The organism is Pseudomonas sp. 3A(2025) (assembly GCF_054589175.1).
This window is the reverse complement of sequence record NZ_BAAILM010000113.1, coordinates 635,868-659,891: the sequence shown is the minus strand read 5'-3', so window position 1 is coordinate 659,891 and position 24,024 is coordinate 635,868. Positions and strand designations below refer to the sequence as shown.

The 24,024-nt window shown below is 60.5% G+C and carries 25 protein-coding genes; 9 read left to right on the top strand and 16 right to left on the bottom strand.

The window, feature by feature from the left end; all coding sequences use genetic code 11:
* Positions 1 to 129 precede the first annotated feature (129 nt).
* The 3 genes from ACYP2A_RS29645 to ACYP2A_RS29635 all read left to right on the top strand — a co-directional run bounded on the left by ACYP2A_RS29645 (position 130) and on the right by ACYP2A_RS29635 (position 2,059).
* A complete protein-coding gene (locus ACYP2A_RS29645; RefSeq protein WP_459749479.1) occupies positions 130 to 411 on the top strand; it encodes a type B 50S ribosomal protein L31 in 282 nt (93 codons plus the stop codon).
* Positions 412 to 563: 152 nt separating this feature from the next.
* Positions 564 to 1,655 carry a D-alanine--D-alanine ligase gene (ddlA, locus tag ACYP2A_RS29640; protein WP_459749478.1) on the top strand — a complete coding sequence of 364 codons (1,092 nt, stop codon included), beginning with the start codon at positions 564 to 566 and terminating at the stop codon, positions 1,653 to 1,655.
* Positions 1,652 to 2,059 carry an NUDIX hydrolase gene (locus tag ACYP2A_RS29635; RefSeq protein WP_459749477.1) on the top strand — a complete coding sequence of 136 codons (408 nt, stop codon included), beginning with the start codon at positions 1,652 to 1,654 and terminating at the stop codon, positions 2,057 to 2,059. Before ddlA ends, ACYP2A_RS29635 begins: the two co-directional genes overlap by 4 nt.
* Here the strand turns inward: ACYP2A_RS29635 and metR are convergent.
* Positions 2,056 to 2,973 (bottom strand): transcriptional regulator MetR, encoded by a 918-nt coding sequence (gene metR / locus ACYP2A_RS29630; protein WP_459749476.1) that lies wholly within the window; start codon positions 2,971 to 2,973, stop codon positions 2,056 to 2,058. The two genes, ACYP2A_RS29635 and metR, sit on opposite strands and share 4 nt — an antisense overlap.
* Before the next feature lie 239 nt (positions 2,974 to 3,212).
* Here metR and ACYP2A_RS29625 point away from each other — a divergent pair, with 239 nt between their 5' ends.
* A complete protein-coding gene (locus ACYP2A_RS29625) occupies positions 3,213 to 4,208 on the top strand; it encodes an alpha/beta fold hydrolase (RefSeq protein ID WP_459749475.1) in 996 nt (331 codons plus the stop codon).
* Between the two features lie 20 nt (positions 4,209 to 4,228).
* Here ACYP2A_RS29625 and aauR read toward each other — a convergent pair whose 3' ends face one another.
* The 9 genes from aauR to ACYP2A_RS29580 all read right to left on the bottom strand — a co-directional run bounded on the left by aauR (position 4,229) and on the right by ACYP2A_RS29580 (position 14,917).
* Positions 4,229 to 5,557, bottom strand: a complete 1,329-nt coding sequence (aauR, locus tag ACYP2A_RS29620) for a two-component response regulator AauR (RefSeq protein ID WP_459749474.1) — start codon at positions 5,555 to 5,557, stop codon at positions 4,229 to 4,231.
* A gap of 10 nt (positions 5,558 to 5,567) precedes the next feature.
* On the bottom strand, positions 5,568 to 7,478 hold the full coding sequence (gene aauS / locus ACYP2A_RS29615; protein ID WP_459749473.1) for a two-component sensor histidine kinase AauS: 1,911 nt from the start codon (positions 7,476 to 7,478) through the stop codon (positions 5,568 to 5,570).
* Positions 7,479 to 7,535: 57 nt separating this feature from the next.
* Complete coding sequence (locus ACYP2A_RS29610; RefSeq protein ID WP_459749472.1) at positions 7,536 to 8,270, bottom strand: amino acid ABC transporter ATP-binding protein; 735 nt, start codon at positions 8,268 to 8,270, stop codon at positions 7,536 to 7,538.
* Positions 8,267 to 8,935: an amino acid ABC transporter permease gene (locus ACYP2A_RS29605; RefSeq protein WP_459749839.1), complete on the bottom strand. Its 669-nt coding sequence runs from the start codon at positions 8,933 to 8,935 to the stop codon at positions 8,267 to 8,269. Before ACYP2A_RS29605 ends, ACYP2A_RS29610 begins: the two co-directional genes overlap by 4 nt.
* Positions 8,932 to 9,678, bottom strand: coding sequence for an amino acid ABC transporter permease (locus ACYP2A_RS29600; RefSeq protein WP_459749838.1), 747 nt, complete (start codon positions 9,676 to 9,678; stop codon positions 8,932 to 8,934). The genes ACYP2A_RS29605 and ACYP2A_RS29600 overlap by 4 nt, the downstream gene beginning before the upstream one ends.
* A gap of 157 nt (positions 9,679 to 9,835) precedes the next feature.
* Entirely contained in the window at positions 9,836 to 10,750 is a 915-nt protein-coding gene (locus tag ACYP2A_RS29595; RefSeq protein ID WP_459749471.1) for a glutamate/aspartate ABC transporter substrate-binding protein, read from the bottom strand.
* 271 nt (positions 10,751 to 11,021) lie between these two features.
* Positions 11,022 to 12,530: a glycerol-3-phosphate dehydrogenase gene (gene glpD, locus ACYP2A_RS29590; protein ID WP_459749470.1), complete on the bottom strand. Its 1,509-nt coding sequence runs from the start codon at positions 12,528 to 12,530 to the stop codon at positions 11,022 to 11,024.
* Positions 12,531 to 12,584: 54 nt separating this feature from the next.
* Positions 12,585 to 14,090, bottom strand: coding sequence for a glycerol kinase GlpK (gene glpK, locus ACYP2A_RS29585; protein WP_459749469.1), 1,506 nt, complete (start codon positions 14,088 to 14,090; stop codon positions 12,585 to 12,587).
* Between the two features lie 11 nt (positions 14,091 to 14,101).
* Complete coding sequence (locus tag ACYP2A_RS29580; protein WP_459749468.1) at positions 14,102 to 14,917, bottom strand: MIP/aquaporin family protein; 816 nt, start codon at positions 14,915 to 14,917, stop codon at positions 14,102 to 14,104.
* Between the two features lie 208 nt (positions 14,918 to 15,125).
* On the opposite strand from ACYP2A_RS29580, the gene ybaK reads away from it, so the two are divergent.
* Entirely contained in the window at positions 15,126 to 15,596 is a 471-nt protein-coding gene (gene ybaK / locus ACYP2A_RS29575) for a Cys-tRNA(Pro) deacylase (RefSeq protein ID WP_459749467.1), read from the top strand.
* A gap of 4 nt (positions 15,597 to 15,600) precedes the next feature.
* On the opposite strand, the gene ACYP2A_RS29570 is transcribed toward ybaK, so the two are convergent.
* Both ACYP2A_RS29570 and argF read right to left on the bottom strand, forming a co-directional pair.
* A complete protein-coding gene (locus ACYP2A_RS29570; RefSeq protein ID WP_459749466.1) occupies positions 15,601 to 16,677 on the bottom strand; it encodes an ABC transporter ATP-binding protein in 1,077 nt (358 codons plus the stop codon).
* Positions 16,674 to 17,591 (bottom strand): ornithine carbamoyltransferase, encoded by a 918-nt coding sequence (argF, locus tag ACYP2A_RS29565; protein WP_459749465.1) that lies wholly within the window; start codon positions 17,589 to 17,591, stop codon positions 16,674 to 16,676. Before argF ends, ACYP2A_RS29570 begins: the two co-directional genes overlap by 4 nt.
* A gap of 446 nt (positions 17,592 to 18,037) precedes the next feature.
* On the opposite strand from argF, the gene ACYP2A_RS29560 reads away from it, so the two are divergent.
* Both ACYP2A_RS29560 and grxD read left to right on the top strand, forming a co-directional pair.
* A complete protein-coding gene (locus tag ACYP2A_RS29560) occupies positions 18,038 to 18,343 on the top strand; it encodes a hypothetical protein (RefSeq protein WP_459749464.1) in 306 nt (101 codons plus the stop codon).
* Positions 18,344 to 18,429: 86 nt separating this feature from the next.
* Positions 18,430 to 18,756: a Grx4 family monothiol glutaredoxin gene (gene grxD / locus ACYP2A_RS29555; RefSeq protein WP_459749463.1), complete on the top strand. Its 327-nt coding sequence runs from the start codon at positions 18,430 to 18,432 to the stop codon at positions 18,754 to 18,756.
* A 118-nt stretch (positions 18,757 to 18,874) separates the two neighbouring features.
* Here the strand turns inward: grxD and bfr are convergent, their stop codons facing one another.
* The 4 genes from bfr to pyrC all read right to left on the bottom strand — a co-directional run bounded on the left by bfr (position 18,875) and on the right by pyrC (position 21,650).
* A complete protein-coding gene (gene bfr / locus ACYP2A_RS29550) occupies positions 18,875 to 19,345 on the bottom strand; it encodes a bacterioferritin (protein WP_459749462.1) in 471 nt (156 codons plus the stop codon).
* Positions 19,346 to 19,545: 200 nt separating this feature from the next.
* Positions 19,546 to 19,764, bottom strand: coding sequence for a bacterioferritin-associated ferredoxin (locus tag ACYP2A_RS29545; RefSeq protein ID WP_459749461.1), 219 nt, complete (start codon positions 19,762 to 19,764; stop codon positions 19,546 to 19,548).
* 168 nt (positions 19,765 to 19,932) lie between these two features.
* Entirely contained in the window at positions 19,933 to 20,607 is a 675-nt protein-coding gene (gene rnt, locus ACYP2A_RS29540; protein WP_459749460.1) for a ribonuclease T, read from the bottom strand.
* Positions 20,604 to 21,650, bottom strand: a complete 1,047-nt coding sequence (pyrC, locus tag ACYP2A_RS29535; RefSeq protein ID WP_459749459.1) for a dihydroorotase — start codon at positions 21,648 to 21,650, stop codon at positions 20,604 to 20,606. The genes rnt and pyrC overlap by 4 nt, the downstream gene beginning before the upstream one ends.
* Positions 21,651 to 21,799: 149 nt before the next feature.
* Here pyrC and ACYP2A_RS29530 point away from each other — a divergent pair, with 149 nt between their 5' ends.
* Positions 21,800 to 22,777, top strand: coding sequence for a flagellar protein MotY (locus tag ACYP2A_RS29530; protein ID WP_459749458.1), 978 nt, complete (start codon positions 21,800 to 21,802; stop codon positions 22,775 to 22,777).
* A gap of 108 nt (positions 22,778 to 22,885) precedes the next feature.
* Positions 22,886 to 24,024, top strand: a 1,139-nt coding sequence (locus tag ACYP2A_RS29525) for an argininosuccinate synthase (protein ID WP_459749457.1), incomplete at its 3' end; no start/stop codon positions are given.

Genomic DNA, 24,024 nt, shown 5'->3' with positions numbered 1-24,024 from the left:
GCAAGTGCCAGCCTGAGCAAGCAACGCCATGGGTGAGGGTGGCAGGTTGATAACCGCCGGGCGATGTTTTATGTTACTGTATAACGTACCTTTCGATTGTTAATCACCCATCATTGATCTGGAGCCATCATGAGACCCGATATCCATCCCGCTTACCGCACCGTCCTGTTTCACGACACGGCGGCTGACGTGTTCTTTCTGATCGGTTCGACCGTCGACACCCAGCGTACTCATGCGCACAGTGACGGCCAGACCTACCCTTATGTGGCACTCGATGTGTCCAGCGCCTCGCACCCTATCTATACCGGGCAACAGCGCAAGACCACTACCGAAGGCCGCATCGCAGGCTTCAACAAGCGTTTTGCCGGTTTTGGTTCGGCTGCGCTCAAGGACACAACTGCCGCACAATGATCCGCGCACTGCGGTCCAGCGGTCATTTGCCTTCCTGCACGTGACCGCTCGGCATCTTTTTTTCCGCATTTGCCTGCTGCGACAGCCGGCCCACTGGACTCCCCCCGGTATTGCTTTTATCTTCGCGGCCTGAAAAACAGGAGTACCGCGTTTTGAAAAAATCAGTCGCCATCGTTTTCGGCGGGCAATCCAGCGAGCACGAAGTCTCTTTGCAGTCGGCACGCAATGTCATCAATGCCATCGACCGTGCCAGCTACGACCTGACCCTGATCGGTGTCGACAAGCTGGGGCGCTGGCTGCGCTTCGATGAAAGTGATTACCTGCTCAATGCCCATGACCCTGCACACATCAGCCTGAGCACCGCTGGCACGCAACTGGCGTTGTTGCCGGGCAGTACGAGTGGGCAGTTCATCGAGGTCGAATCCGGCCAGGCCCTGCCACGTATCGAGGTGGTTTTTCCGCTGATTCATGGGGCTTTCGGCGAAGATGGTGCCCTGCAAGGCTTGCTGCGTTTGCTGGCGATTCCGTTTGTCGGCCCGGATGTACTGGGTTCGGCTGCCTGCATGGACAAAGACGTCACCAAGCGTCTGTTGCGCGATGCCGGTATTGCCGTGGCGCCATTCGTGGTCCTCGAACGTGGCCAGACCCTTGGCTTCAATGAGGCCGCCGCGCAACTGGGCGTGCCGATGTTCGTAAAACCCGCCAGTCAAGGGTCTTCGGTGGGCGTCAGCAAGGTCACCGACGAAGCCGGTTGGCAGACTGCGTTAAGCCTGGCGTTCGAATACGACCACAAGGTTCTGATCGAGCAGGGCATGGTCGGGCGTGAAGTGGAGTGCGCCGTACTCGGCAACCGCCAGCCGCATGCCAGTGTGTGTGGCGAGGTGATTGCCAATGACGACTTCTATGCCTACGACACCAAGTACCTCAACGATGGCCAGGCGCGTACCGTGATCCCGGCCGAGCTGGCGCCGGACCTGGCCTTGCAGGTGCGTGAAGTGGCCTTGCAGGCTTACCGCGTGCTGGGTTGTGCCGGGCTGTCGCGAGTGGATTTCTTTGTCACCGAACAGCGCGACATCGTCATCAACGAGATCAACACCATTCCCGGTTTCACCTCGATCAGCATGTACCCCAAGCTCTGGCAGGCCAACGGCCTGACCTATGCCGGGCTGATCGACCGGTTGATCGAACTGGCGCTGGAGCGCGGTGAAGAAAACCTCCTGCTGAAAAGAGAGGCCAACCTTTGAAGATCATCGATATCGCCGCCGCGCTGCTGGTTGGCGCCGACGGCAAAACGTTGCTGGTACGCAAGCGCGGCACCCGTGCATTCATGCAGCCGGGCGGCAAGATCGAAGCCGGTGAGCCGCCGGTACAGGCGCTGGCGCGAGAGCTGGAAGAAGAGCTGGGCCTGCGTATCGACCCAGCGCAGGCGCTGTTTCTCGGTGAGTTCAAGGCACCAGCGGCCAACGAGCCGGGCTTTGAGGTACGTTGCCAGTTGTTCCGCGTGGCCTGTGATGGCCAGGTACAGCCGGCGGCCGAGATCGAAGAAGCCGTGTGGGTCGATGCCCAGGCCAGCGCCGTGCTGGAACTGGCGCCGCTGACCGGCGAGCTGATTCTGCCGGCCTACTGGCAAACCCTGCAAAGCGCTTAACGCACCGCGCTGACGCCGTCCAGGGTCGCGAAAGACGTGTCCTTGGCGGTGAGCAGAAAATCCCTCATATAGGGCGCGTCGAGCATATCGGCGCGAATCGCCGCGTGCAGGGTGGCGAACAGGCCTTTTTCGCCCAGGCGCTTGCCCTTCACATAGCCGCGCGAGCTGTATTCGTGCAACGCCCAGTGCGGCAGGCCGCAAACCCCGCGGCCGCTGGCCACCAGTTGCATCATCATCACGGTCAGCTCGGAGGTGCGCACCTGGGCCGGCTCGACATCGGCGGGCTCCAGAAAGCGGGTAAACACATCCAGACGATCACGCTCCACCGGGTAGGTGATCAGCGTTTCGGTGAGCAAGTCTTCCGGCACGATGTACGGCCGGCTGGCCAGCGGATGCTGGTTGGCCACCGCCAGCATGGCTTCGTAGGTGAACAGCGGCACATAGGTGATGCCCGGCAGGTCCAGCGGGTCTGACGTCACCACCAGGTCCAGGTCGCCACGCGCCAGCGCTGGCAGCGGCGCGAAAGAAAACCCCGAAGACAAGTCCAGCTCGACCTCAGGCCATGCATCGCGGAACTGGTCAATGGTCGGCATCAACCACTGAAAGCAACTGTGACACTCGATCGCCATGTGCAAACGCCCGGCGGTGCCGCCTGCCAGACGCGCCATGTCACGCTCGGCACTGCGCAGTTGCGGCAACATCGAATCGGCCAGTTGCAGCAGACGCAGCCCGGCACTGGTAAAACGCACCGGCTTGGTCTTGCGCACAAACAGCTGCATACCCAGACGCTCTTCAAGTTCCTTGAACTGATGAGACAACGCCGACTGAGTCAGGTGCAGGCGTTCGGCAGCCTCCACCAGACTGTCCGCTTCGCGCAGGGCATGCAAAGTCTTGAGATGACGAATTTCCAGCACGGCAGACGCTCCATGAGCAGAATTTGTGTTTTCGAAATATAAGGTGAGTTTGTCTCATGATCACCCCAATGTCGACCCTGTCACCGGCCTGACATCCAACACGCCTGACTTGCCGCTTGCAGCTAAAAACTTGCCGCTGATCCTCCTTCATCAAATCGTCACGAAAGTGTGGCAGCGCGAATGGCAAAACATCATCAGACTGGGCGCCAACTGGGGATCTTTTTTTTGGTGTTCGTGCAATGCGCGTCTTTCTTTTTCTGGCTGCACTGCTGTGCGGTCTGCCGTCTTTCGCTGCCGAAAAATGTGCTGTCGATACACCCGTACAGGTGGCCGCACTCAAGGATGTGCGCATCGCCTATCAAAGCATTGGTGCCGAATCGGACCCTGCGCTGCTATTGGTCATGGGCCTGGGCGGGCAGTTGATTCACTGGCCCGATGAGGTCGTGGCGGCGCTGTGTCAGCAAGGCTTTCGGGTGATTCGTTATGACAACCGCGATGTCGGCCTGTCGAGTTGGGTGAAGCCTGTGGCCGAGGTCAACCTGACCTTCGAGGTGCTGCGCTTCAAGCTCGGCGTGCCGGTGTCGACGCCTTACTCGCTCAGCGACATGGCCGATGATGCGTTGGGCCTGATGGACCATCTGAACATTCGCCGCTTCCATGTGCTGGGCGCGAGCATGGGCGGCATGATTGCCCAGCACCTGGCCGACCAGGCGCCGCAACGGGTCGAAAGCCTGACCTTGGTGATGAGCAGTTCCGGCGCAGAGGGGCTACCGATGCCCGATGCCGCCTTGCTGCAATTGCTCGCCCGGCGCGGCGCACCGAACCGGGCGATGGCGCTGGAACAGCAGGCCGACCTGCTCGCCGCGCTGGGCAGTCCGCGGGTCAAGGATGATCGGCAAGTGTTGCTGCAACAGGCTGCCACTGCCTATGACCGGGCGTTCAACCCTGAAGGGGTCAAGCGCCAGATCACTGCGATTCTGGCCGAGCCGAGCCGTGTCGAACTGCTTAACCGTTTGCGTGTGCCCACGCTGGTGGTGCATGGCACGGCTGATCCGTTATTGCCGGTAATGCACGGTGTGCATCTGGCGGCGCATATTCGTGGCAGCCAGCTCAAGCTGATTCCGGGCTTTGCCCACCGCTTCCAGGAAGCCTTCAAGGCTCCGCTGCTGGCAGCGGTGCTGCCTTATCTCAGGGCCCACCATGATGACGAGCAACGGCAAATGGCGCAGTTGTAAGCACGTCGTGCGGGACGGGTTTACAAACCGTATTTCTTGGCCTTGTCGAACAGTGTAGTCTTGGCCATGCCCAGTTCCTGGCTGGCCTGGCTGAGGTTGCCGCCGCTGCGTTGCAGGGCTTCGTTGAGCAGGTTCTTTTCGAACGCCTCCACCGCCTCGGCAAAGCTCAAGGCAGGGCTTTCGACCCCACTGACAACGCCTTTGAACGCCGGCAGGCCCAAGGCGTAGCGTTCGGCAACGTTGCGCAGTTCACGGACATTGCCCGGCCAGTCGTGGCTGTTCAGGGCTGACAGAGTCTGGCGGTCGATACTGCGTGGCTCGCGGTCGAAGCGTAGCGCCGACAGCTGCAAAAAATGCTCGAACAGTTGCAGGATGTCTTCACGACGTTCGCGCAGCGGCGGCAACTCCAGGGTCACCACATTGAGGCGGTAATACAGGTCGCTGCGAAACTGCCCGGCCTTGCTCGATGCATTCAGGTCGGACTTGGTCGCCGCAATGACCCGGCAATCCACCTCGACATGCTGATTGGAACCCAGCCGTTCCAGGGTGCGCTCCTGCAGCACGCGCAGCAGTTTGATTTGCAGCGGGATCGGCATGCTTTCGACTTCGTCGAGAAACAGCGTGCCCTTGTGGGCGTGTTCGATCTTGCCGATGCGCCGCTTGCCGGCGCCGGTGAAGGCATTGGCTTCGTGGCCGAAGATCTCCGATTCGAACAGGCTCTCTGCCAGGCCGCCACAGTTCAGCGCCACGAATGGGTGACTGCTGCGCCGGCTGAAGTCATGCAGGCAGCGGGCGACCAGTTCCTTGCCGGTGCCGGTTTCGCCTTCGATCAACACGTTGGCCGAGGTGTCGGCGACGTTGGCGATCAATTCGCGCAGGTTGTGCATGGCCGGCGAGCGGCCGATGATCTTGCCTTCCAGGCTGTCGCGCTCGGCCAGTTGCCGGCGCAACGCCCACACTTCACGGGCCAGGCCGCGTTGTTCGAGTGCCCGGCGGGTGACATCCACCAGGCGTTCGGGGGAAAAGGGCTTTTCCATGAAGTCGTAGGCGCCGTCGCGCATGGCATTGACCGCCATCGAGATATCGCCGTGGCCGGTGATCAGCACCACTGGCAGGCTGGCGTCGCGGGCCTTGAGCAGGCTGAGCAGTTGCAAGCCATCGATGCCCGGCAGGCGGATATCGCTGATCACGATGCCGGCGAAGTTGTCGCCCACCCGTGCCAGTGCTTCCTCGGCACTGCCTACCCCTTCACTGACGATGTCTTCCAGCGCCAGCGCCTGTTGGCAGCCGAGCAACACATGAGGATCGTCTTCGACGATCAGCACGGTCAGGTCATGGTTGATGTTCATGGCAGTGGCCTCAAGTGGGCACGTCTGTGCGAGGTGATGGGGCATCGACAAGCGGCAGGCTGAGGACGAAGACTGTACCGGCGCCTTCTGGTTGTTCCGCGCTCAGGCTGCCACCGGCAGCGGCGGCGAGGCTGGCCGACAGGGTCAGGCCCAGCCCCAGGCCTTGCTCGCCCGGCTTGGTGGTGAAGAACGGTTCGAACAGGTGCTTGCGCGCCTGATCGTCGATGCCGTGGCCATTGTCGCGCACTTGCAGTTGGTAGCGGTCTTCGACCCGTGCACCGGTCAGCCAGAGTTCGGGCAACGGTTGGGCCTGCATGGCGTCCAGCGCATTGCCGATCAGGTTGACCAGAATCTGCTCCAGGCGCGTCTGATCGATGCCCAGCAAACTGTCTGTGTATTCGTGGTGCAGGGTCAGTGCACTGCTTTCGACGCGCCCTGCGAGCAGTTGCAGGGCGGCGTCGACCGCCTTGCCCAGTTGCGCCTGGCCGCGGTCGTCACCACGTCGGGCAAAGGCGCGCAGGCTGGCCGTGATGCGCCCCATGCGGTCGACCAGGTCGTTGATGGTGCGCAGGTTGGTGGTGGCGATGTCCAGCGAGCCGCGTTCGATGAACCGAACGGTGTTGCCCGACAGGGTGCGCAGCGCCGCCAGTGGCTGGTTCAGCTCATGGGCGATGCTGGTCGACATCTGCCCGATGGCCGCCAGCTTGCCGGCCTGTACCAGTTCATCCTGAGCCTTGCGCAGGGTTTCTTCGGCCTGTCGGCGTTCGCGGATCTGCGCCTTGAGCCGTTCGTTGCTGGCGCGCAGGTGTTCGGTGCGCTCGGCGATCTTGCGTTCCAGTTCATCGTTGGCGGCCTGCAAGGCCTCGCGGGCCGCCAGCCGGGTCGAGATCACCTTGCGCCGCTCGTTCCAGGCGATCAGCAGAAAGGTCACCAGTGCGCAGGCCACCGCCATCAACATGCCCTGATTGGCGGCTTCGCGGCGCAGGTCTTCAAGCGGGGTCAGCAGGGTCAGGTGCCACGGTGTGTCATTGAGTTGCCGGGTCTGCGCCAGGTAGCTGACCTGGGTGTGTTCCTGATCGACGCTCGCGTTGGCCGGGAAGGTCAGTTCTTCGACGCCCTCGGTCAGGCTTTCGCGCTCCAGCGGCACCAGCTCGTTGAGCGGCCACCAGTAATATTGCAGGCTGCGCGCCAGGCGTTCCTTGATGGTCGGTGTCAGCGGGCGCACTGATTTAAGCCGCCGGGCCGGGTCGCTGGACAGAATGATGATGCCGTTCTCGTCGCTGACGAAGGCTTCGAGACGCGCTCGTTGCCAACGCTCTTCGAGGGTGTCCAGGCGCACCTTGACCACTGCCACGCCGATGATCCGGCCTTTTTCTTCCAGGCCGTGGGCCAGGTAATAGCCGGACTCGCCGATGGTGGTGCCGATGCCATAAAAGCGCCCCGGCGTGCCGCGCACGGCATCCTGAAAGTAGGCCCGGAACGACAGGTCTTCGCCTTGATAGCTGTCGGTGTCGCGCCAGTTGCTGGTGGCCAGCACACGGCCCGTGGTGTCCAGCACATAGATCACGCGGCTCTGGCTGCGCCGGTTGAGGCCTTCCAGATAGCGGTTGACCTGCTGTTGCAGCTCGGGATTGGGCGCGTTGAGCAACTGCCCGACACTGTCTTCCAGTTCCAGGATGCTCGGCAGGTAGGTGTATTTGCTGATCTCGCTTTCGACGGTGCGCGCGTGCAGTTCAAGCTGGCGTGCGCCGCTCTCGCTCAAATCGCGGATGCCGTAGTGTTCACTGACGCGATAGGCACCGAAGCCCAATGCGATCACCAGGATCAGCAGCAGGGGCGGTATGAAGAGATGGCGGATCAGGCGGGGTTTCACGGCAAGTGATGGCGGTGCGGCGCGAGTCAGGGTGGGGTCGCATTTCATCACAAATCGTTCCGGAGCGAATAGCTGCCCGTGCGTTGGCACGGGCAGCCGCTCGACTTAGTGCTGCAGGATCTTGGCGAGGAACTGCTGGGCGCGGTCGGAGCGCGCTGTCACGTCACCGAAGAACTCCTCTTTGGCGCAGTCTTCGATGATCTGGCCCTTGTCCATGAAGATCACCCGGTTGGCGACCTTGCGGGCAAAGCCCATTTCGTGGGTCACGCACATCATGGTCATGCCTTCGTGGGCCAGTTGCACCATCACGTCGAGCACTTCGTTGACCATTTCGGGGTCCAGCGCCGAGGTCGGTTCGTCGAACAGCATGACGATCGGGTCCATGGCCAGGGCGCGAGCAATCGCTACACGCTGCTGCTGGCCGCCGGAAAGCTGGCCTGGGTGCTTGTTGGCGTGCGCCGACAGGCCGACGCGCTCCAGCAGTTGCAGGCCCTTTTGCGTCGCTTCTTCCTTGCTGCGGCCCAGTACCTTGATCTGCGCGATGGTCAGGTTCTCGACGATCGACAGGTGCGGGAACAGTTCGAAATGCTGGAACACCATGCCAACCCGCGAGCGCAGCTTGGGCAGGTTGGTCTTGGGGTCGGAAATCGAGGTGCCGTCGACCACGATGTCGCCTTTCTGGAACGGTTCGAGCGCGTTGACGCATTTGATCAGCGTCGATTTGCCCGAACCGGACGGACCGCAGACCACGACCACTTCGCCCTTGCTGACCTCGGTGGTGCAATCGGTCAGTACCTGGAAGTCCCCATACCACTTGTTGACATTTTTTATGGAAATCATACGGCGAACCTTTTTTGCAGATGCTTCACCAGGCGCGAGGCGGCGAAGCTGATCGTGAAGTACACAAGACCGGCGATAATCAGGAATTCATTGGCACGGCCAATGATGTCGCCGCTGGCGCGCGAGGCATTGAGGAAGTCGACCAGGCCCACGGTGTAGACCAGCGAGGTATCCTGAAACAGGATGATGCTCTGCTGCAGCAGCAGCGGGGTCATCTTGCGAAAAGCCTGGGGCAGGATGATCAGGCGCATCATCTGGCCGTAGGTCATGCCCAGTGCCTTGGCGGCACCCATCTGGCCCTTGGAGATCGACTGCACACCGGCGCGGACGATTTCACAGAAGTAGGCCGCCTCGAACATCATGAACGCCACAACGCAGGAGGTGAATGCACCGATCGGGGTGTCTTCGCCGGTGATCCAGCGCAGCACGAACGGCACTGCCAGATAGAACCAGGTAATCACCAGCAGCAGCGGAATGGAGCGGAAGTAGTTGACGTAGGCACCGGCGATGTTGGCCAGCAGCTTGCTCGGCGACAGGCGCATCAAGGCCAGCACTGTACCCAGTGCAATGCCGCCGACCACACCCATGACCATCAGTTGCAGGGTCATGACCATGCCGTTCCACAGGCCGGGCAGGGCGGGAATGATTCCACTGAAGTCCATTATTTACCCCCTACGGAGATCAGGCCGGGCACGGCGACTTTTTTCTCGATCAGGCGCATGAGCAGCATCAGGCTCATGTTCAGGGTGAAGTAGATCAGCGTCGCCAGGGTGAAGGCCTCGAACAGGTTGGCCGAAAACTCGGCGGTCTGCTTGGTCTGCGCCAGCAGCTCCATCAGGCCGATCAGCGACGCCACCGAGGAGTTCTTGAACACGTTCAGAAATTCCGAGGTAAGCGGCGGAATGATGATCCGGTAGGCTTGCGGCAGCAGCACGTTCCAGTAGATCTGCGGCAGGCTGAAGCCCATGGCGCGCGCGGCGGCTTCCTGACCGCGAGGCAAGGCCTCGATGCCGGTACGCACCTGTTCGCACACCCGTGCGGCGGTAAACAGGCCCAGGCACACCACCACGCTGATGAACGCCGAGGTGGTCGGGTTCAGGTCCTGTTTGTACCACTCCTGCATGCCTTGAGGCAGCAGGTCGGGGACCAGGAAGTACCACATGAACAGCTGCACCAGCAGTGGTACGTTACGGAAGATTTCGACGTAGGCGGTGGCGATGCCGGAGACCACACGGTTAGGCACCGTGCGCATGATGCCCAGCACCGAACCCAGTGCCAGTGCGACAATCCAGGCCACGAGAGCAATGGCGATGGTCCAGCCCAGACCGGAAACGTACCAGTCCAGGTACGTCTCGTCGCCGACGCCGGTGGACTTGAAGAACACACCCCAGTCCCAGTTGTAATTCATCAGGGTCTCCCCCTCTTGTTCGGTGTCGATCGAAATGCACGCTTGCGCCAGGCGCTTTACGAAAAGTGACATGGCCACTTTTCGTAAAGCCTCTGTTGCGTGTTGGTTAAGCGAGCCCGGAGCGCCGCGCAGGCGGCTCCGGGCGGACAGCGGCGAGTCAGCCTGCTTTGGCTTCAGCCGGTTTGTCGGTCGGTTCGGCGATCAGCTTTTTCAGCTCGTCGCTCATCGGGAATTGCAGGTTCAGGCCTTTTGGCGGGATAGGCGACTGGAACCACTTGTTGTAGATGGTGTTGATTTGGCCAGACTTGTACACGGCAACGATGGCGTCATCGACGGCTTTCTTGAAGGACTCGTCGCCCTTGCGCACCATGCAGCCGTAGATTTCATACGATTGCGCAGTACCGGTCACCGCCCAGTCATTCGGGTTCTTGGCCTTGGCCATTTCGCCTGCCAGCAGCGCGTCGTCCATCATGAACGCCACGGCACGGCCGGATTCGAGCATCTGGAAGGACTCACCGTGGTCCTTGGCAGAAATCACGTTCATGCCCATTTGCTTGTCGGCATTCATGGACTTGAGCAGGCGCTCGGAGGTGGTACCGGCGGTAGTCACCACGTTTTTGCCCTTGAGGTTATCGAAATCTTTGTACTCGGAGTTTTTCTTGGACAGCAAGCGAGTACCGATTTCGAAGATACCCACCGAGAAGTCGACCTGCTGGCCGCGTTCTGCGTTGTTGGTGGTCGAGCCGCACTCAAGGTCGACGGTGCCGTTTTGCACCAGCGGGATACGGGTCTGCGAGGTTACCAGGTTGTACTTGACGTTCAGGTTTGGCGCGTCCAGCTGCTTTTTCAGTGCTTCGACGACGGCCAGTTGCAGGTCGTGGGAGTAACCCACCGGTTTGCCGGACGCGTCAGCCATGTACGAGAACGGAATGGACGCGTCGCGGTGACCGAGTGTGATGGTGCCGGACTCTTTGATTTTCTTCAGTGTGCCGGTCAGTTCGGCAGCCATGACTGGGGTACTGATCAGAGCGGCAGCGATGGCTGCGCCTAACAACTTGGGAACGATACGCATCGATGAATCCTCGACTTCATTTTTTATTCGGGTGGCCGATCTGTCGTCAGTCCACTGGCTTAACGAATGCTTCAGCAGCGCCTTTGCTAGACACGCGCCTTGGTGCTGAAGCGGTCGACAATGAGTGTAGAGCATGACTCGTGCCAGATCGGACGATATGGTTATGTTGTTGATTTATAGGGCATTAAATTATTGTTTCAGCCTCAGGACGCTTATCGGACGTCCGGGAAGCCGAATTTGGACCGCGCAGGCGTTCGGAAATCCGAATGTTTTATGCAGCGCTTGCGCGCGATCTTTCATCCAGCCAGGTCTGCAAGGCCCGCTGTTGATCGGCATGGGTAAACAGCCCCAGCTTGGTTCGCCGCCAGAGAATGTCGTCAACGTTCATCGCCCATTCGTGGTTGCACAGGTAATCGACTTCACGCGCATACAGTTCAGCGCCAAAGTGTTCGCCCATGTCCGCCAGGCTTTGCGCGCCGTCGAGCAATTGCCAGCTGCGCGTGCCATAGGTGCGCACCCAGCGGCGGGCCAGTGAGGCTGGCAGCCAGGGGTAGCGGGCAGTCAATTCGCTGGCCTCGATGCTGCGTTCGCCACCCGGCAATGGCGCACTGGCGGTCCAGGCCGGCTTCATGTGCGGGAAGTACGCGGCCAGTTGTCCCAGCGCCGATTCGGCCAGCTTGCGGTAGGTGGTCAGCTTGCCGCCGAACACTGAAAGAACCGGTGCTTCACCGGCGGCGCCGTTCAATGACAGGGTGTAATCGCGGGTAATGGCCGAGGGGTTGTCGGACTCGTCATTGCACAGCGGACGCACGCCCGAATAGGTGTGCAGGACATCGCTGCGGTTCAGTTGCCGGTTGAAGTGATCGTTGGCCACCTGGAGGATGTAGCCCATTTCGGCGTCGGTGATTTGCACCTTGGCGGGGTCGCCCTGATATTCCCGGTCAGTGGTGCCGACCAGGGTGAAATGCTCCAGATAAGGAATGGTGAAGACGATGCGCTTGTCTTCGTTCTGCAGGATAAAGGCGTTCTCGCCCTCGTACAGTTTCGGCACGATCAGGTGGCTGCCCTGAATCAGGCGAATGCCGTAAGGCGAATTCTGCTTGAGGTCTTCACGCAGCAACCGTGCAACCCAGGGGCCGGCGGCATTGACCAGTGCCCTGGCGTGAATCGAAAACGAGTGCCCCTCGCGATCCTGCAGGTTGATCTGCCACAAACCGTTCACCCGCTGGGCATTTACGCAGCGCGTGTGCGTGTGGATATGCGCGCCGTTTTCACGCGCAGCCATGGCGTTGAGCACCACCAGGCGGGCGTCATCGACCCAGCAATCGGAATATTCGAAGCCTTGGGTAATGGCAGGTTTTAGCGGGCTGTCTGCGCCGAAACGCACCCGGCGTGAAGCGGGCAGCTTTTCGCGCTTGCCCAGGTGATCGTAAAGAAACATCCCGGCACGGATCATCCACGAGGGCCGCAGGTGCGGCCGGTGCGGCAGCACGAAACGCATCGGCTTGACGATATGCGGCGCCTTGGCCAACAGCACCTCGCGCTCGGCCAGCGCTTCGCGCACCAGGCGAAATTCGTAGTGCTCCAGATAGCGCAAGCCGCCGTGAATCAGTTTGCTGCTGGCCGATGAGGTATGGCTGGCAAGGTCGTCCTGCTCACACAGCAACACCGACAGCCCACGACCGCTGGCATCGGCGGCAATGCCGGTGCCGTTGATGCCGCCGCCGATGACCACGATGTCGTAGGGCTCGGATGAAACCGGTGGGTTGGTCTTCGACATCGCGTGGCACCCCTGTGAATGTTGATAACCATCATGGCCCAGCCGCACTCTTCTTTACAGCGCCTCGTCGTGGGGTGCCCAGTCGCGGGTGCGCTCGACTGCCCTTTGCCAGCTCGCGTAGTGATGCTGCCTTTGCGCGTCGTCCAGTTGCGGCTCGAAGATCCGCTCGATACCGGCCTTGTTGCGCAATTCGTCCAGATTGCTCCAGAAACCGGTGGCCAGGCCCGCCAGAAACGCAGCGCCCAGGGCCGTGGTTTCACGCATGTGCGGGCGTTCGACCTGGGTGCCGAGGATGTCGGCCTGGAACTGCATGAGAAAGTTATTGGCCACCGCGCCGCCATCGACGCGCAGCGATTTGAGGCGTGCGCCGGCGTCCTTTTGCATGGCGTCGAGGACATCGCGGGTCTGGAAGGCGATCGACTCCAGGGTCGCGCGAATGATGTGGTCGATCTTCACGCCACGGGTCAGGCCGAACAAGGCGCCTCGGGCGTACGGGTCCCAGTAGGGCGCGCCCAGACCGGTAAAGGCCGGGACCAGATACACGCCGTTGCTGTCCTTGACCTTGCTGGCGAAGTATTCGGTGTCGAGCGCATCGTTGACCACTTTCAGTTCGTCGCGCAGCCACTGCACCGTAGAGCCGCCATTGAAGACCGCGCCCTCAAGGGCATAAGCCACCTCGCCGCGTGGGCCGCAGGCGATGGTGGTCAGCAGGCCATGGGCCGATTGCACAGGCTTGTCGCCGGTATTCATCAGCAGGAAGCAGCCGGTGCCGTAGGTGTTCTTGGCCTGACCGGGCTCGACGCACATCTGGCCGAACAGGGCGGCCTGCTGGTCGCCGGCGATACCGGCAATCGGAATGCCACTTTCAGTGAGCCCGTAGATCTCGCTGGAGCTTTTGACCTGCGGCAGCATCTGCGCCGGGATGTCCAGCACTTCGAGCATGCGTGCGTCCCATTGCAGGCTATGGATGTTGAACATCAGGGTACGCGAGGCATTGGTGTAATCGGTGACATGCACCTTGCCGGCCGTCAGTTTCCAGATCAGCCAGCTGTCTACGGTACCGAACAGCAATTCACCGTTGCGCGCACGTTCGCGGCTGCCGGGTACATTGTCCAGAATCCACTTGAGCTTGGTTCCGGAAAAATACGGGTCGATCACCAGCCCCGTGGTTTGCCGGATGTAATCTTCCAGGCCCTGGCTTTTGAGTTGCTGGCAAATCTGTGTACTGCGCCGGCATTGCCAGACGATGGCGTTATGGATCGGCCGGCCACTGTCCTTTTCCCAGACCAGCGTGGTTTCACGCTGGTTGGTGATGCCGATTGCAGCCACCTGGCTGGGCAACAGGTTGGCCTGGGCCAGGGCCTGGGTCATGCAGGCACTCTGGGTGGCGAAGATTTCCATGGGGTCGTGCTCGACCCAGCCGGCTTGCGGGTAATGCTGGGTGAATTCGCTCTGGGCGCTGCTGACCACATTGGCATTGCGGTCGAAGACGATGGCTCGCGAACTGGTCGTGCCTTGATCGAGGGCAATGATGTAGTGCTTGTCGTTTGCGTCGGTCATGTCGATGGGCCTCATGAGCAGGACGGGGTTTTGCCGCCCGGCAGGTGGCGGGCAATCAGCAGACGATACCCGGCGGCGCCCAGGCAAGCACCGATAATCGGCGCCAGCAGTGGCACCAGCATGTAGGGAATGTCGCGCCCACCGGTAAAGACAAGGTCGCTCCAGCCGGCCAGAAAGGTCATCAGGCGCGGTCCGAAATCCCGTGCCGGGTTCATCGCAAAACCGGTCAGTGGTCCCATGGAACTGCCGATCACCGCCACCAGCACGCCGATCAGCAAGGGCGCCAGTGCCCCGCGCGGCAGCCCGTTACGGTCATCGATCAGGGCCATGATCACCGCCATCAACACGCTGGTAATGATGACCTCGACCGCAAACGCCTGGCCGACCGAGATCGACGGGTGCGGGTAGGTGGCGAACACAGCGGCCAGTTCCAGGCTTGCCTGGCTGCCGCGCAGCATCAGACGGGTCTGTTCGACATCGACGATCAGGCTGACATACAGCAGGTAGACCAGGCTCGCGCCGCAGAAGGCCCCGCAGACCTGGGCGGCGACATAGAACGGTAGTTTGCGGCGCTCGAAGCCGGCGAACAGGCACAGCGCAATGCTGACCGCAGGGTTCAGGTGCGCACCGGAAATGCCTGCACTCAGGTAAATGGCCAGGCTGACGGCCATGCCCCAGATCAGGCTGATTTCCCACAGGCCGAAGCTGGCGCCAGCGACCTTGAGTGCGGCCACGCAGCCGGTGCCGAAGAAGATCATCAGGGCCGTGCCGAGAAATTCGGCCGTACACTGGCCGGTGAGGGTGGGTTGGTTGATCGCAAGCGTCATGCATACCTCGTCTTGTTGTTATTTTTTATTGTCCGCCCGGTGCCGGGGTGGCCTTTGAATAGCTGCCCGGAACCATAGCGCGGCCAAGGTCTGAGCGCGATTCATGGCGGTCTACTTATGATGTGGGAAATTTCTCGTTACAGAGCGGCGGCACGGAGGGCGCATTTCGCTTAAAGTGGCGACCGCCCTGTCCGCAATGGAGTGCCCCATGACACCTGCCCTGGATTTGCTGAAAAAAAACCGCATCGAGCATCGTGTGCACAGCTACGAGCATGACCCCAAGGCGGCGTCGTATGGGCTTGAGGCGGTCGAAAAGCTGGGGCTGGAGGCGGCGCGGGTGTTCAAGACCTTGCTGGCCAGCAGCGAAAAGGGCGAGTTGCTGGTGGCGGTGGTGCCGGTTGCCGGAACCCTGGACCTCAAGGCGCTGGCGCAGGCGGCCGGGGTGAAAAAGGCCGAGATGGCCGACCCGGCTGCCGCGCAGCGTTCTACCGGCTACTTGTTGGGCGGGATCAGCCCGCTGGGGCAGAAGAAGCGCCTGCGCACGTTCATCGACCAGAGTGCCGAGCCGTTCGAAACGATTTTCGTCAGTGCCGGGCGACGTGGTCTGGAAGTGGAGCTGCCTGCCGCAGCGCTGGCCCAGCAGACCACGGCACGCTTTGCTGCAATCGGTCGCAATTGAGCGACTAGAGCCTGGTGCTGTGGGTCGCGACACTGCCCGCAGCGGCAAAGGCAACCAGGTGCTCGGCGGCCACGCGAATGGCGACTTCATCGCCGGGCATGTGATCGACATGGCTGGGGAACAGCGCCTCCAGCTGGCTGCCGGTGGACAGTTGCAGGCTGTACAGGGTCGAAGCGCCCTGAAAGGTGCGCCCGGTAACCCGCGCTTTTAGCGGGCTGTCCGGGGCATGCACGATGTCGTCCGGTCGCAGCAAGACATCCACCGCGCTGCCGGGTGCGCCAGGGTAGGCACGGTTACCGCGCAGTACGCCGAGTTCGGTGTTGATCGATTCATGGTCGAGCAACTGGCCGCGAATGAAATAGCCCTGGCCGACGAAGCTGGCGACATAGGGTGTCAGCGGTTCGTGATAGAGGTTGTAGGGCGTGTCCCACTGCTCCAGCCGTCCCTCTTTGAATACGCCAATGTGGTCGCTGACGGCGAAGGCTTCTTCCTGATCGTGGGTGACCAGAATCGCACTGGTGCCACGTGCCTTGAGAATGCTGCGCACCTCATGGCTGAGGCGTTTGCGCAGCTCGACATCGAGGTTGGAAAACGGCTCGTCGAGCAACAGCAGTTGCGGCTCGGGCGCCAGCGCACGGGCCAGGGCGACACGCTGTTGCTGGCCGCCGGACAGCTCATGCGGGTAGCGTTTGCCCAGCCCTGTGAGGTTGACCAGTTCCAGCAACTCAGCGATGACCTGATCGAGACGCGGATGGCGACGAATACCAAAGCCGATATTTTGTGCAACGCTCAGGTGCGGAAACAGCGCGTAGTCCTGAAACACCATGCCGATGCGGCGCTTTTCCGGGGCCAGGGTAAAGCCTGGGCGGGAGATAACCTCGCCACCCAGGCTGATCTCGCCGGCGTGTACCGGCTCGAAACCTGCTATGGCGCGCAGCGTGGTGGTCTTGCCGCAGCCCGAGGAGCCCAGCAGGCAACCGATATCGCCCACGTTAAGGTGCAGGTTCAGGTCCTGCACCACACGTTGGTCCTGATAGCCGCATGCCAGATTGCGCAGGTTCAGCAGCAAGGGCTGGCTCATGGCTGGCGGATTGGTGCGATCAGAAACTCCAGCAGAGCCTTCTGCGCATGCAAACGGTTTTCAGCCTGATCCCACGCCACAGCGCGCGGATCGTCGAGTACGTCTTCACTGATTTCTTCGCCACGGTGGGCAGGCAGGCAATGCATGAACAGCACATCTTCGGCGGCGAGGTCGAGCAGGGCGCGGTTGACCTGATAAGGCGCGAACAGCGCCAGGCGCCGTGCGGTTTCGTCCTCCTGGCCCATGGAGGTCCAGACGTCGGTGCTGACCAGGTGCGCGCCGGCCACTGCCTCTTTGGGGTCGCGGGTCACGGTGACCCGGTCGCCGGCCAGTGCCAGAAACTCGGGGTTGGGCTCGTAGCCGGAGGGGCAGGCGACCCGCAACTGGAAGTCGAACTGAATCGCTGCTTCTATATAGCTGTTGCACATGTTGTTGCCGTCACCGATCCAGGCCACGGTCTTGCCCTTGATCGAGCCACGGTGCTCCAGGAAGGTCTGCATGTCGGCCAATAACTGGCAAGGATGCAGGTCGTCCGACAGGCCATTGATGACCGGTACGCGCGAATTGGCGGCAAACTCGACCAGATTGTTGTGCGCGTAGGTACGGATCATGACGGCGTCGAGCATGCGTGACATGACCTTGGCGCTGTCGGCAATGGGTTCGCCGCGTCCCAGTTGAGTGTCGCGATGGGACAGAAAAATGGCCTGACCACCCAACTGGATCATGCCGGCTTCAAAGGAAAGACGGGTACGTGTCGAAGATTTCTCGAAGATCATGCCCAGGACACGATTCTTCAAGGGTTCGAAAAGTACGTCGCGATTTCGCAGGTCTTTGAGCTCTACGCCACGACGGATCAAGCCCAGCAGTTCGTCCGGGGTGTAATCCATCATCGAGAGAAAGTGCCTGGCGCTCATTATTGATTACCTTTTTTGCAACAGACCGCAGGTGTTCATAACCGGTTATATATCGGGAAAACGGTCGTGACCTGCAGCGAAAGCCGATTGAACGACGAATAGGGAAGGCGCGATGGTATAAAAAATTGTCGCAGCAACACAACGGCGCCGTTGATTTACAGGGGGTTGGGAGTATTTTGCTGGATTGGTGACCCATCATGGCCACAAGCGGGGCATTGACCGGGTAGGGGAGACATTCCGTCCGTTGTTCAGTTGGGCAAGAGAGCATTTGTACACTGCCCCCCGATTGCTTTGCAATATTTGCAACAAAGCGGCTGGGGCGGGCACTGCCCGTTTGCACCTGCCAGGTCGCTGATGCGATGCGCATCACGTGCGACGAAGTCGTTTGTATCTTTAGTATCAACCCTGAGTTATAAAGCTTACAGATCTACAGGAGGTTTTTCGGCATGAACTCAAAAGAGCGTCAATTAACGGAGCTTCTGGGGCTGACGGCCCGCACCCTTACGCATCTGACGGCCTCGATGACCTCCATGTCTTTTGAGTTGCTGCGCAGTGAGGATGAAGTCACCCGGGCTTCGGGACGCAGGATGATCGATCGCATGGCAACCATCAGCGCAGGCCTCGATGAGCACTGGCGTCTGATCGGCGAACTGACCGGCGTGCCGGTGGCCCAGGAACAGATCGAAACCGTGACCGAGATCCAGATGCAGCGCAAGGTCACGCCAATCGGTTCGGCATCCGATATCGGTTGAAGACGGTGTGAGCGTCAGGCTCGGCTTTCCGTTACAATGCGCCACCGTGCCGACATCTGAGTCGGAAAGTTCAGCCGAGGTGCTTCATGGATATCATCGAAACGATCAAAGAGCAGATTGCCAACAACACAATCCTGCTTTACATGAAAGGCGCTCCGAACGCGCCACAGTGCGGTTTTTCTGCCAAGGCTTCTCAGGCATTGATGGCCTGCGGTGAGAAATTCGCCTACGTCGACATTCTGCAGAACCCGGAAATTCGCGCCAACCTGCCCAAGTACGCCAACTGGCCGACTTTCCCGCAACTGTGGGTAGGCGGCGAACTGGTCGGCGGCAGCGACATCATCGTTGAAATGCACGCAAACGGTGAGTTGCAGACCCTGGTCAAGCAGGCTGTAGAGCAAGCCAAGGCCTGATGCAAGTGACCCGCCGGGTCTGAACCCGGCCGGCACAGGCAAGCAGACAAAAGAAAGCCCCGCCTCTGACAACAGAGCGGGGCTTTCTGCATTGTGCAACCGATAACCGCTAGCGGTATCAGCTGTCCATCTGCGACTGCAGGTAGTTCTCGATGCTGACTTTGACGATCAGACCCAGTTGAGTCTCCAGCCAGTCGATATGCTCTTCCTGAGATTCCAGGATATCTTCGAGCAGTTCGCGGCTACCGAAATCGCCAACGGTTTCAAAGTGTGCAATGGCGGCTTTCAGATCGGCCAGGCCTTTGTGCTCGATGCGCAGGTCGCACTCAAGCATTTCTTTGGTGTGCTCGCCGATCAGGATCTTGCCCAGGTCCTGAAGGTTGGGCAGGCCTTCGAGAAACAGAATGCGCTTGATGACTTTGTCGGCGTCTTTCATCGCCTGAATGGATTCACGGTACTCGTGGGCACCGATTTTGGTCAGGCCCCAGTCGTCGTACATACGTGCATGCAGGAAGTACTGATTGATGGCGACCAGCTCGTTGCCGAGGATCTTGTTGAGGTGCTGGATGACTGTAATGTCGCCTTTCATGTTGTGTTCCTGCCGCAGGCTAATGTCTATAGGCAGCGAGTTTGAGCCGGCACTAAACGGCTGTCAAACCTAAGTTATTGAATAATAAGTGAATTTAAATCTGAATAAGAATGTTTGAGTTCTGCATCTTGACGCTAAGTAATTGAATTGCAGGCATAAAAAAACCGGACACTGGGTCCGGTTCGATAAAACAGGGTCTTTTATGCGGCAGAAAATTCTGCAGGATAAGCCAGCGACGCCTGGCTGGTTTGCAGTTCGGTCAAGGTTTCACGCACGACCTGTTTGGCAAGGCAGGCGCATTTGCCGCACTGAGTGGCTACACCGAGTGTCTGGCGAACGTCGCGGTAACTGCAGCAGCCTTCGAGAATCGCATCCCGGATCTGACCGTCAGTAACACCTTGGCAGAGACAAACATACATAAGCTTGAACCGTCGCTGTGCATTGCTAGTTGCCGACGAGACTAATGATAATGAGAATGCTTGTCAAAATTGTTTTGAAGCGGATTCAGCCAGCCCGATGAGTGGTGCGGTGTTGCAATAACCGTGTCACCCAAAGCGCACCTGCGCGGTGCAGGTGCGCAAGCGGGCTTAGTCGTAATCGCGCCAGCCGCCCATGTCTTTCCAGCGGTTGACGATGCCGCAGAACAGCTCTGCGGTCTTTTCAGTGTCGTAGCGGGCCGAGTGGGCCTCGCGACCGTCGAAGTCCATGCCAGCAGCGTTACAGGCCTTCGCAAGCACGGTCTGACCATAAGCCAGGCCGGCCAGCGTTGCGGTGTCGAAGCTGGAGAACGGATGAAACGGGTTGCGCTTCATGTCCAGGCGCGCCACGGCGGCGTTCAGAAAGCCCAGGTCGAAGCTGGCGTTGTGGCCGACCAGCACAGCACGCTTGCAGCCATTGGCCTTGATCGCCTTGCGCACGCCACGGAAGATGTCGGTCAGCGCGGTTTCTTCGCTGACAGCCATGCGCAGCGGATGATCGAGCTTGATCCCGGTGAACTCCAGCGCTGCCGCTTCGATGTTGGCGCCTTCGAAAGGCTCCACACGGAAGAAGTAGGTATGGTCGGGGTACACGAAGCCTTTTTCATCCATGCCGATGGTCACGGCTGCGATTTCGAGCAGGGCATCGGTGGCCGAATTGAAACCGCCGGTTTCAACATCGATCACAACGGGCAGATAGCCGCGAAAGCGCGCGGCCATCGGGTGGCGCGAACCGCCGCCACCGTGGTGGATGTCGAGATCGTCGTCGAGATGATCGTCACTCACGCGTTTTCCTCCAGAACACGCCAGCGCAGTTTTTCACCGGCGCGTAGCGGTATAACGTTCAGTTCGCCAAACGGCAGGCTGGCAGGCGCTGTCCATTCGTCGCGAATCAAAGTGATGGTGTCCTGGTTGGCAGGCAAACCGTAAAAAGCCGGACCATGCAGGCTGGCAAAGCCTTCGAGTTTGTCCAGCGCATTGCGCTGCTCGAACGCCTCGGCATACAGCTCGATGGCGGCATAGGCGGTGTAGCAGCCGGCACAGCCACACGCCGCTTCCTTGGCATGCTGGGCATGCGGCGCCGAATCGGTGCCCAGGAAGAACTTGTTGCTGCCACCGGTGGCGGCATCAAGCAATGCCACCTGATGCGTGTTGCGCTTGAGGATTGGCAGGCAATAGAAGTGCGGACGAATACCACCCACCAGCATGTGATTGCGGTTGTACAGCAAGTGATGCGCGGTAATGGTCGCCGCCACGTTGGCGGATGCCTCGTTGACGAACTGTACGGCGTCGCCTGTGGTGATGTGTTCGAACACCACTTTCAGGGTCGGGAAGCGCTCGACGACGCGGCGCAGATGCTCGTCGATGAAGATCTTTTCGCGGTCGAATACGTCGACTTCGCCACGCGTGACCTCGCCGTGCACCAACAGCAGCAGGCCAACTTCGGCCATGGCTTCAAGCGCCGGGTAGATCTTGTCGAGGCTGGTGACGCCGGAGTCGGAGTTGGTGGTCGCACCGGCCGGGTACAGCTTGGCAGCATGCACAAAGCCACTGGCCTTGGCGATACGTACGTCTTCGGCGGTGGTCTGGTCGGTGAGGTACAGCACCATCAAGGGTTCGAAGCGGCTGCCGGCAGGTCGCGCCGCAAGGATGCGCTGGCGGTAGGCATCGGCCTGTTGCGCGTTGCGTACCGGAGGCACCAGGTTGGGCATGATGATTGCGCGGCCAAAGGTGCGCGCAGCGTCGGCGACGGTATGAGGCAACACAGCTCCGTCACGGAGATGGATGTGCCAGTCGTCGGGACGCAATAGGGTCAGGCGGTCGGACATTGGGGATTCCAGGCGGTTCGAACTCGCGGAATGCTACCGGAAAAGACAGTCTCAGGCACTCGCTATCAAGTTTTGTAGGAAGTTACCGATAGCAAGCAATCAGGTCGGCATTTTCTGTTTTGCCGCCAATTTTTCAGGTGGAGCCTCCCGTGCGCCAGCGATATCTAGCCTTGCTCAGCCTTGTCGTCAGCCTTCCGGCCGCAGCGGTCAATTTCCAGACGCGCCTGGAAAGCATCGAGTGGAAGGTCGACGGCGATCAGTTCGAGTGCCGTCTGAGCCAGCCGATCACCGACCTGGGTGCCGGAGAGTTCGTGCGCCGCGCCGGCGAGCAGGCGACTTTCCGTCTGAAGGCTTCCTATAACACGCTGGGCAACGGCTCGGCGACGCTGCTGGCGGCCGCTGCGCCGTGGCAGCCAGGGCGCGGCGACATCAATCTGGGGTCGGTGCGGGTCAGCAACGGTGAAATTCCATTCAATACCACCCAGGCGCAAGCCGGCCGTCTGATTTCCGGTTTGCTCGAAGGCCGCAGTCCGGTGATTCGTCATTTTGCCCGCGATGGTGGCGGCACAATGGAAGTACGTCTGTTGCCGGCCAGGTTTCGTGAAGCTTTTGGCGAGTATCAGGCCTGTACGGCCAAACTGCTGCCGATGAACTTCGATCAGATCAAGCAGGCCGAGGTGGGCTTTCCGGGCGGCGGCATTGAACTCGATGCCAAGGCCAGGGCGCGGCTGGACAACATGCTTGCGTATATCAAGGCCGACCCGACGGTTAACCATATCGAGCTGGACGGCCATTCCGACAACAGCGGCAATCGCCTGACCAACCGCGATCTGTCGCGGCGCCGGGCCCTGGCGGTCATGGACTATCTCAAGGCCAATGGTGTGCCCGAAGAGCAGATCACGCTGCGCTTTCATGGCGAACGCTACCCGCTGGCCGCCAACACCAACAATGCCAACCGTGCGCGCAACCGTCGCGTGAATGTGCAACTGGACCGCGTTGCGCCCCCAGAGCACGCAGCGCCGGCCTCTATGCCCGGGGCACCGACAGAGGCACCACCGGTCGCTCCGGCAGCGAGTCTGCCGGCACCCGCAGCGCCTGTCACAAGTACGCCAGGCAAGGCCTCCTGAGCAGACGAGGCCTGTCGCCTGGTGATCACTCGCTGTCGCGCCACTGTAAATCTGCCGGTTTGAACGGTAGACTCGACGGTTTTCCGTACAACCCGGTGGAGTGATGGCATGGCGGACGTAAACAAGGTCGTTCTGGCGTATTCGGGTGGCCTCGATACTTCGGTGATCCTGAAGTGGCTGCAAGATACCTATAACTGCGAGGTGGTGACGTTCACCGCTGACCTGGGGCAAGGTGAAGAGGTGGAGCCTGCACGCGCCAAGGCGCAGGCCATGGGCGTCAAAGAAATCTACATCGACGATCTGCGCGAAGAGTTCGTGCGCGATTTCGTCTTCCCGATGTTCCGCGCCAACACCGTCTACGAAGGCGAGTACCTGCTGGGTACTTCCATCGCACGTCCGCTGATCGCCAAGCGCCTGATCGAAATCGCCAATGAAACCGGCGCCGATGCGATCTCCCATGGCGCCACCGGCAAGGGCAACGACCAGGTGCGCTTCGAACTGGGCGCCTACGCGCTCAAGCCAGGCGTCAAAGTCATTGCGCCGTGGCGCGAATGGGACCTGCTGTCGCGCGAAAAACTGATGGATTACGCTGAAAAGCACGCCATCCCGATCGAGCGTCACGGCAAGAAGAAGTCGCCGTACTCCATGGATGCCAACCTGCTGCACATCTCTTACGAGGGCGGTGTACTGGAAGACACCTGGACCGAGCACGAAGAAGACATGTGGCGCTGGACCAAGTCGCCTGAAGATGCGCCGAACACCCCGACCTACCTTGAGCTGACCTACCGCAATGGCGACATCGTTGCCATCGATGGCAAGGATCTGAGCCCGGCCCAGGTGCTGGCCGAGCTGAACCGCATCGGCGGCGAGAACGGTATCGGTCGCCTCGACATCGTCGAAAACCGTTATGTGGGCATGAAGTCCCGTGGCTGCTACGAGACCCCGGGCGGCACCATCATGCTGCGCGCTCACCGCGCCATCGAGTCGATCACCCTGGACCGTGAAGTCGCTCACCTCAAGGATGAGCTGATGCCGCGCTACGCCAGCCTGATCTACACCGGCTACTGGTGGAGCCCTGAGCGCCTGATGTTGCAACAGATGATCGATGCTTCCCAGGCACACGTGAATGGCGTCGTGCGCCTGAAACTGTACAAGGGCAACGTGATCGTTACAGGCCGCAAGTCCGATGACTCGCTGTTCGATGCCAATATCGCCACCTTCGAAGAAGACGGCGGCGCTTACAACCA

Excerpts from the sequence above, each read along its gene's own strand:
- ACYP2A_RS29645 (WP_459749479.1), top strand. The coding sequence starts at position 130 with ATGAGACCCGATATCCATCCCGCTTACCGCACCGTCCTGTTTCACGAC.
- ACYP2A_RS29560 (WP_459749464.1), top strand. The coding sequence starts at position 18,038 with ATGAACTCAAAAGAGCGTCAATTAACGGAGCTTCTGGGGCTGACGGCC.
- argF (WP_459749465.1), bottom strand. The coding sequence starts at position 17,591 with ATGAGCGCCAGGCACTTTCTCTCGATGATGGATTACACCCCGGACGAA.
- ACYP2A_RS29580 (WP_459749468.1), bottom strand. The coding sequence starts at position 14,917 with ATGACGCTTGCGATCAACCAACCCACCCTCACCGGCCAGTGTACGGCC.
- bfr (WP_459749462.1), bottom strand. The coding sequence starts at position 19,345 with ATGAAAGGCGACATTACAGTCATCCAGCACCTCAACAAGATCCTCGGC.
- grxD (WP_459749463.1), top strand. The coding sequence starts at position 18,430 with ATGGATATCATCGAAACGATCAAAGAGCAGATTGCCAACAACACAATC.
- pyrC (WP_459749459.1), bottom strand. The coding sequence starts at position 21,650 with ATGTCCGACCGCCTGACCCTATTGCGTCCCGACGACTGGCACATCCAT.
- ybaK (WP_459749467.1), top strand. The coding sequence starts at position 15,126 with ATGACACCTGCCCTGGATTTGCTGAAAAAAAACCGCATCGAGCATCGT.
- aauS (WP_459749473.1), bottom strand. The coding sequence starts at position 7,478 with ATGAAATGCGACCCCACCCTGACTCGCGCCGCACCGCCATCACTTGCC.
- ACYP2A_RS29595 (WP_459749471.1), bottom strand. The coding sequence starts at position 10,750 with ATGCGTATCGTTCCCAAGTTGTTAGGCGCAGCCATCGCTGCCGCTCTG.
- ACYP2A_RS29625 (WP_459749475.1), top strand. The coding sequence starts at position 3,213 with ATGCGCGTCTTTCTTTTTCTGGCTGCACTGCTGTGCGGTCTGCCGTCT.
- glpD (WP_459749470.1), bottom strand. The coding sequence starts at position 12,530 with ATGTCGAAGACCAACCCACCGGTTTCATCCGAGCCCTACGACATCGTG.
- ACYP2A_RS29545 (WP_459749461.1), bottom strand. The coding sequence starts at position 19,764 with ATGTATGTTTGTCTCTGCCAAGGTGTTACTGACGGTCAGATCCGGGAT.
- ACYP2A_RS29570 (WP_459749466.1), bottom strand. The coding sequence starts at position 16,677 with ATGAGCCAGCCCTTGCTGCTGAACCTGCGCAATCTGGCATGCGGCTAT.
- ACYP2A_RS29610 (WP_459749472.1), bottom strand. The coding sequence starts at position 8,270 with ATGATTTCCATAAAAAATGTCAACAAGTGGTATGGGGACTTCCAGGTA.
- glpK (WP_459749469.1), bottom strand. The coding sequence starts at position 14,090 with ATGACCGACGCAAACGACAAGCACTACATCATTGCCCTCGATCAAGGC.
- aauR (WP_459749474.1), bottom strand. The coding sequence starts at position 5,557 with ATGAACATCAACCATGACCTGACCGTGCTGATCGTCGAAGACGATCCT.
- ACYP2A_RS29600 (WP_459749838.1), bottom strand. The coding sequence starts at position 9,678 with ATGAATTACAACTGGGACTGGGGTGTGTTCTTCAAGTCCACCGGCGTC.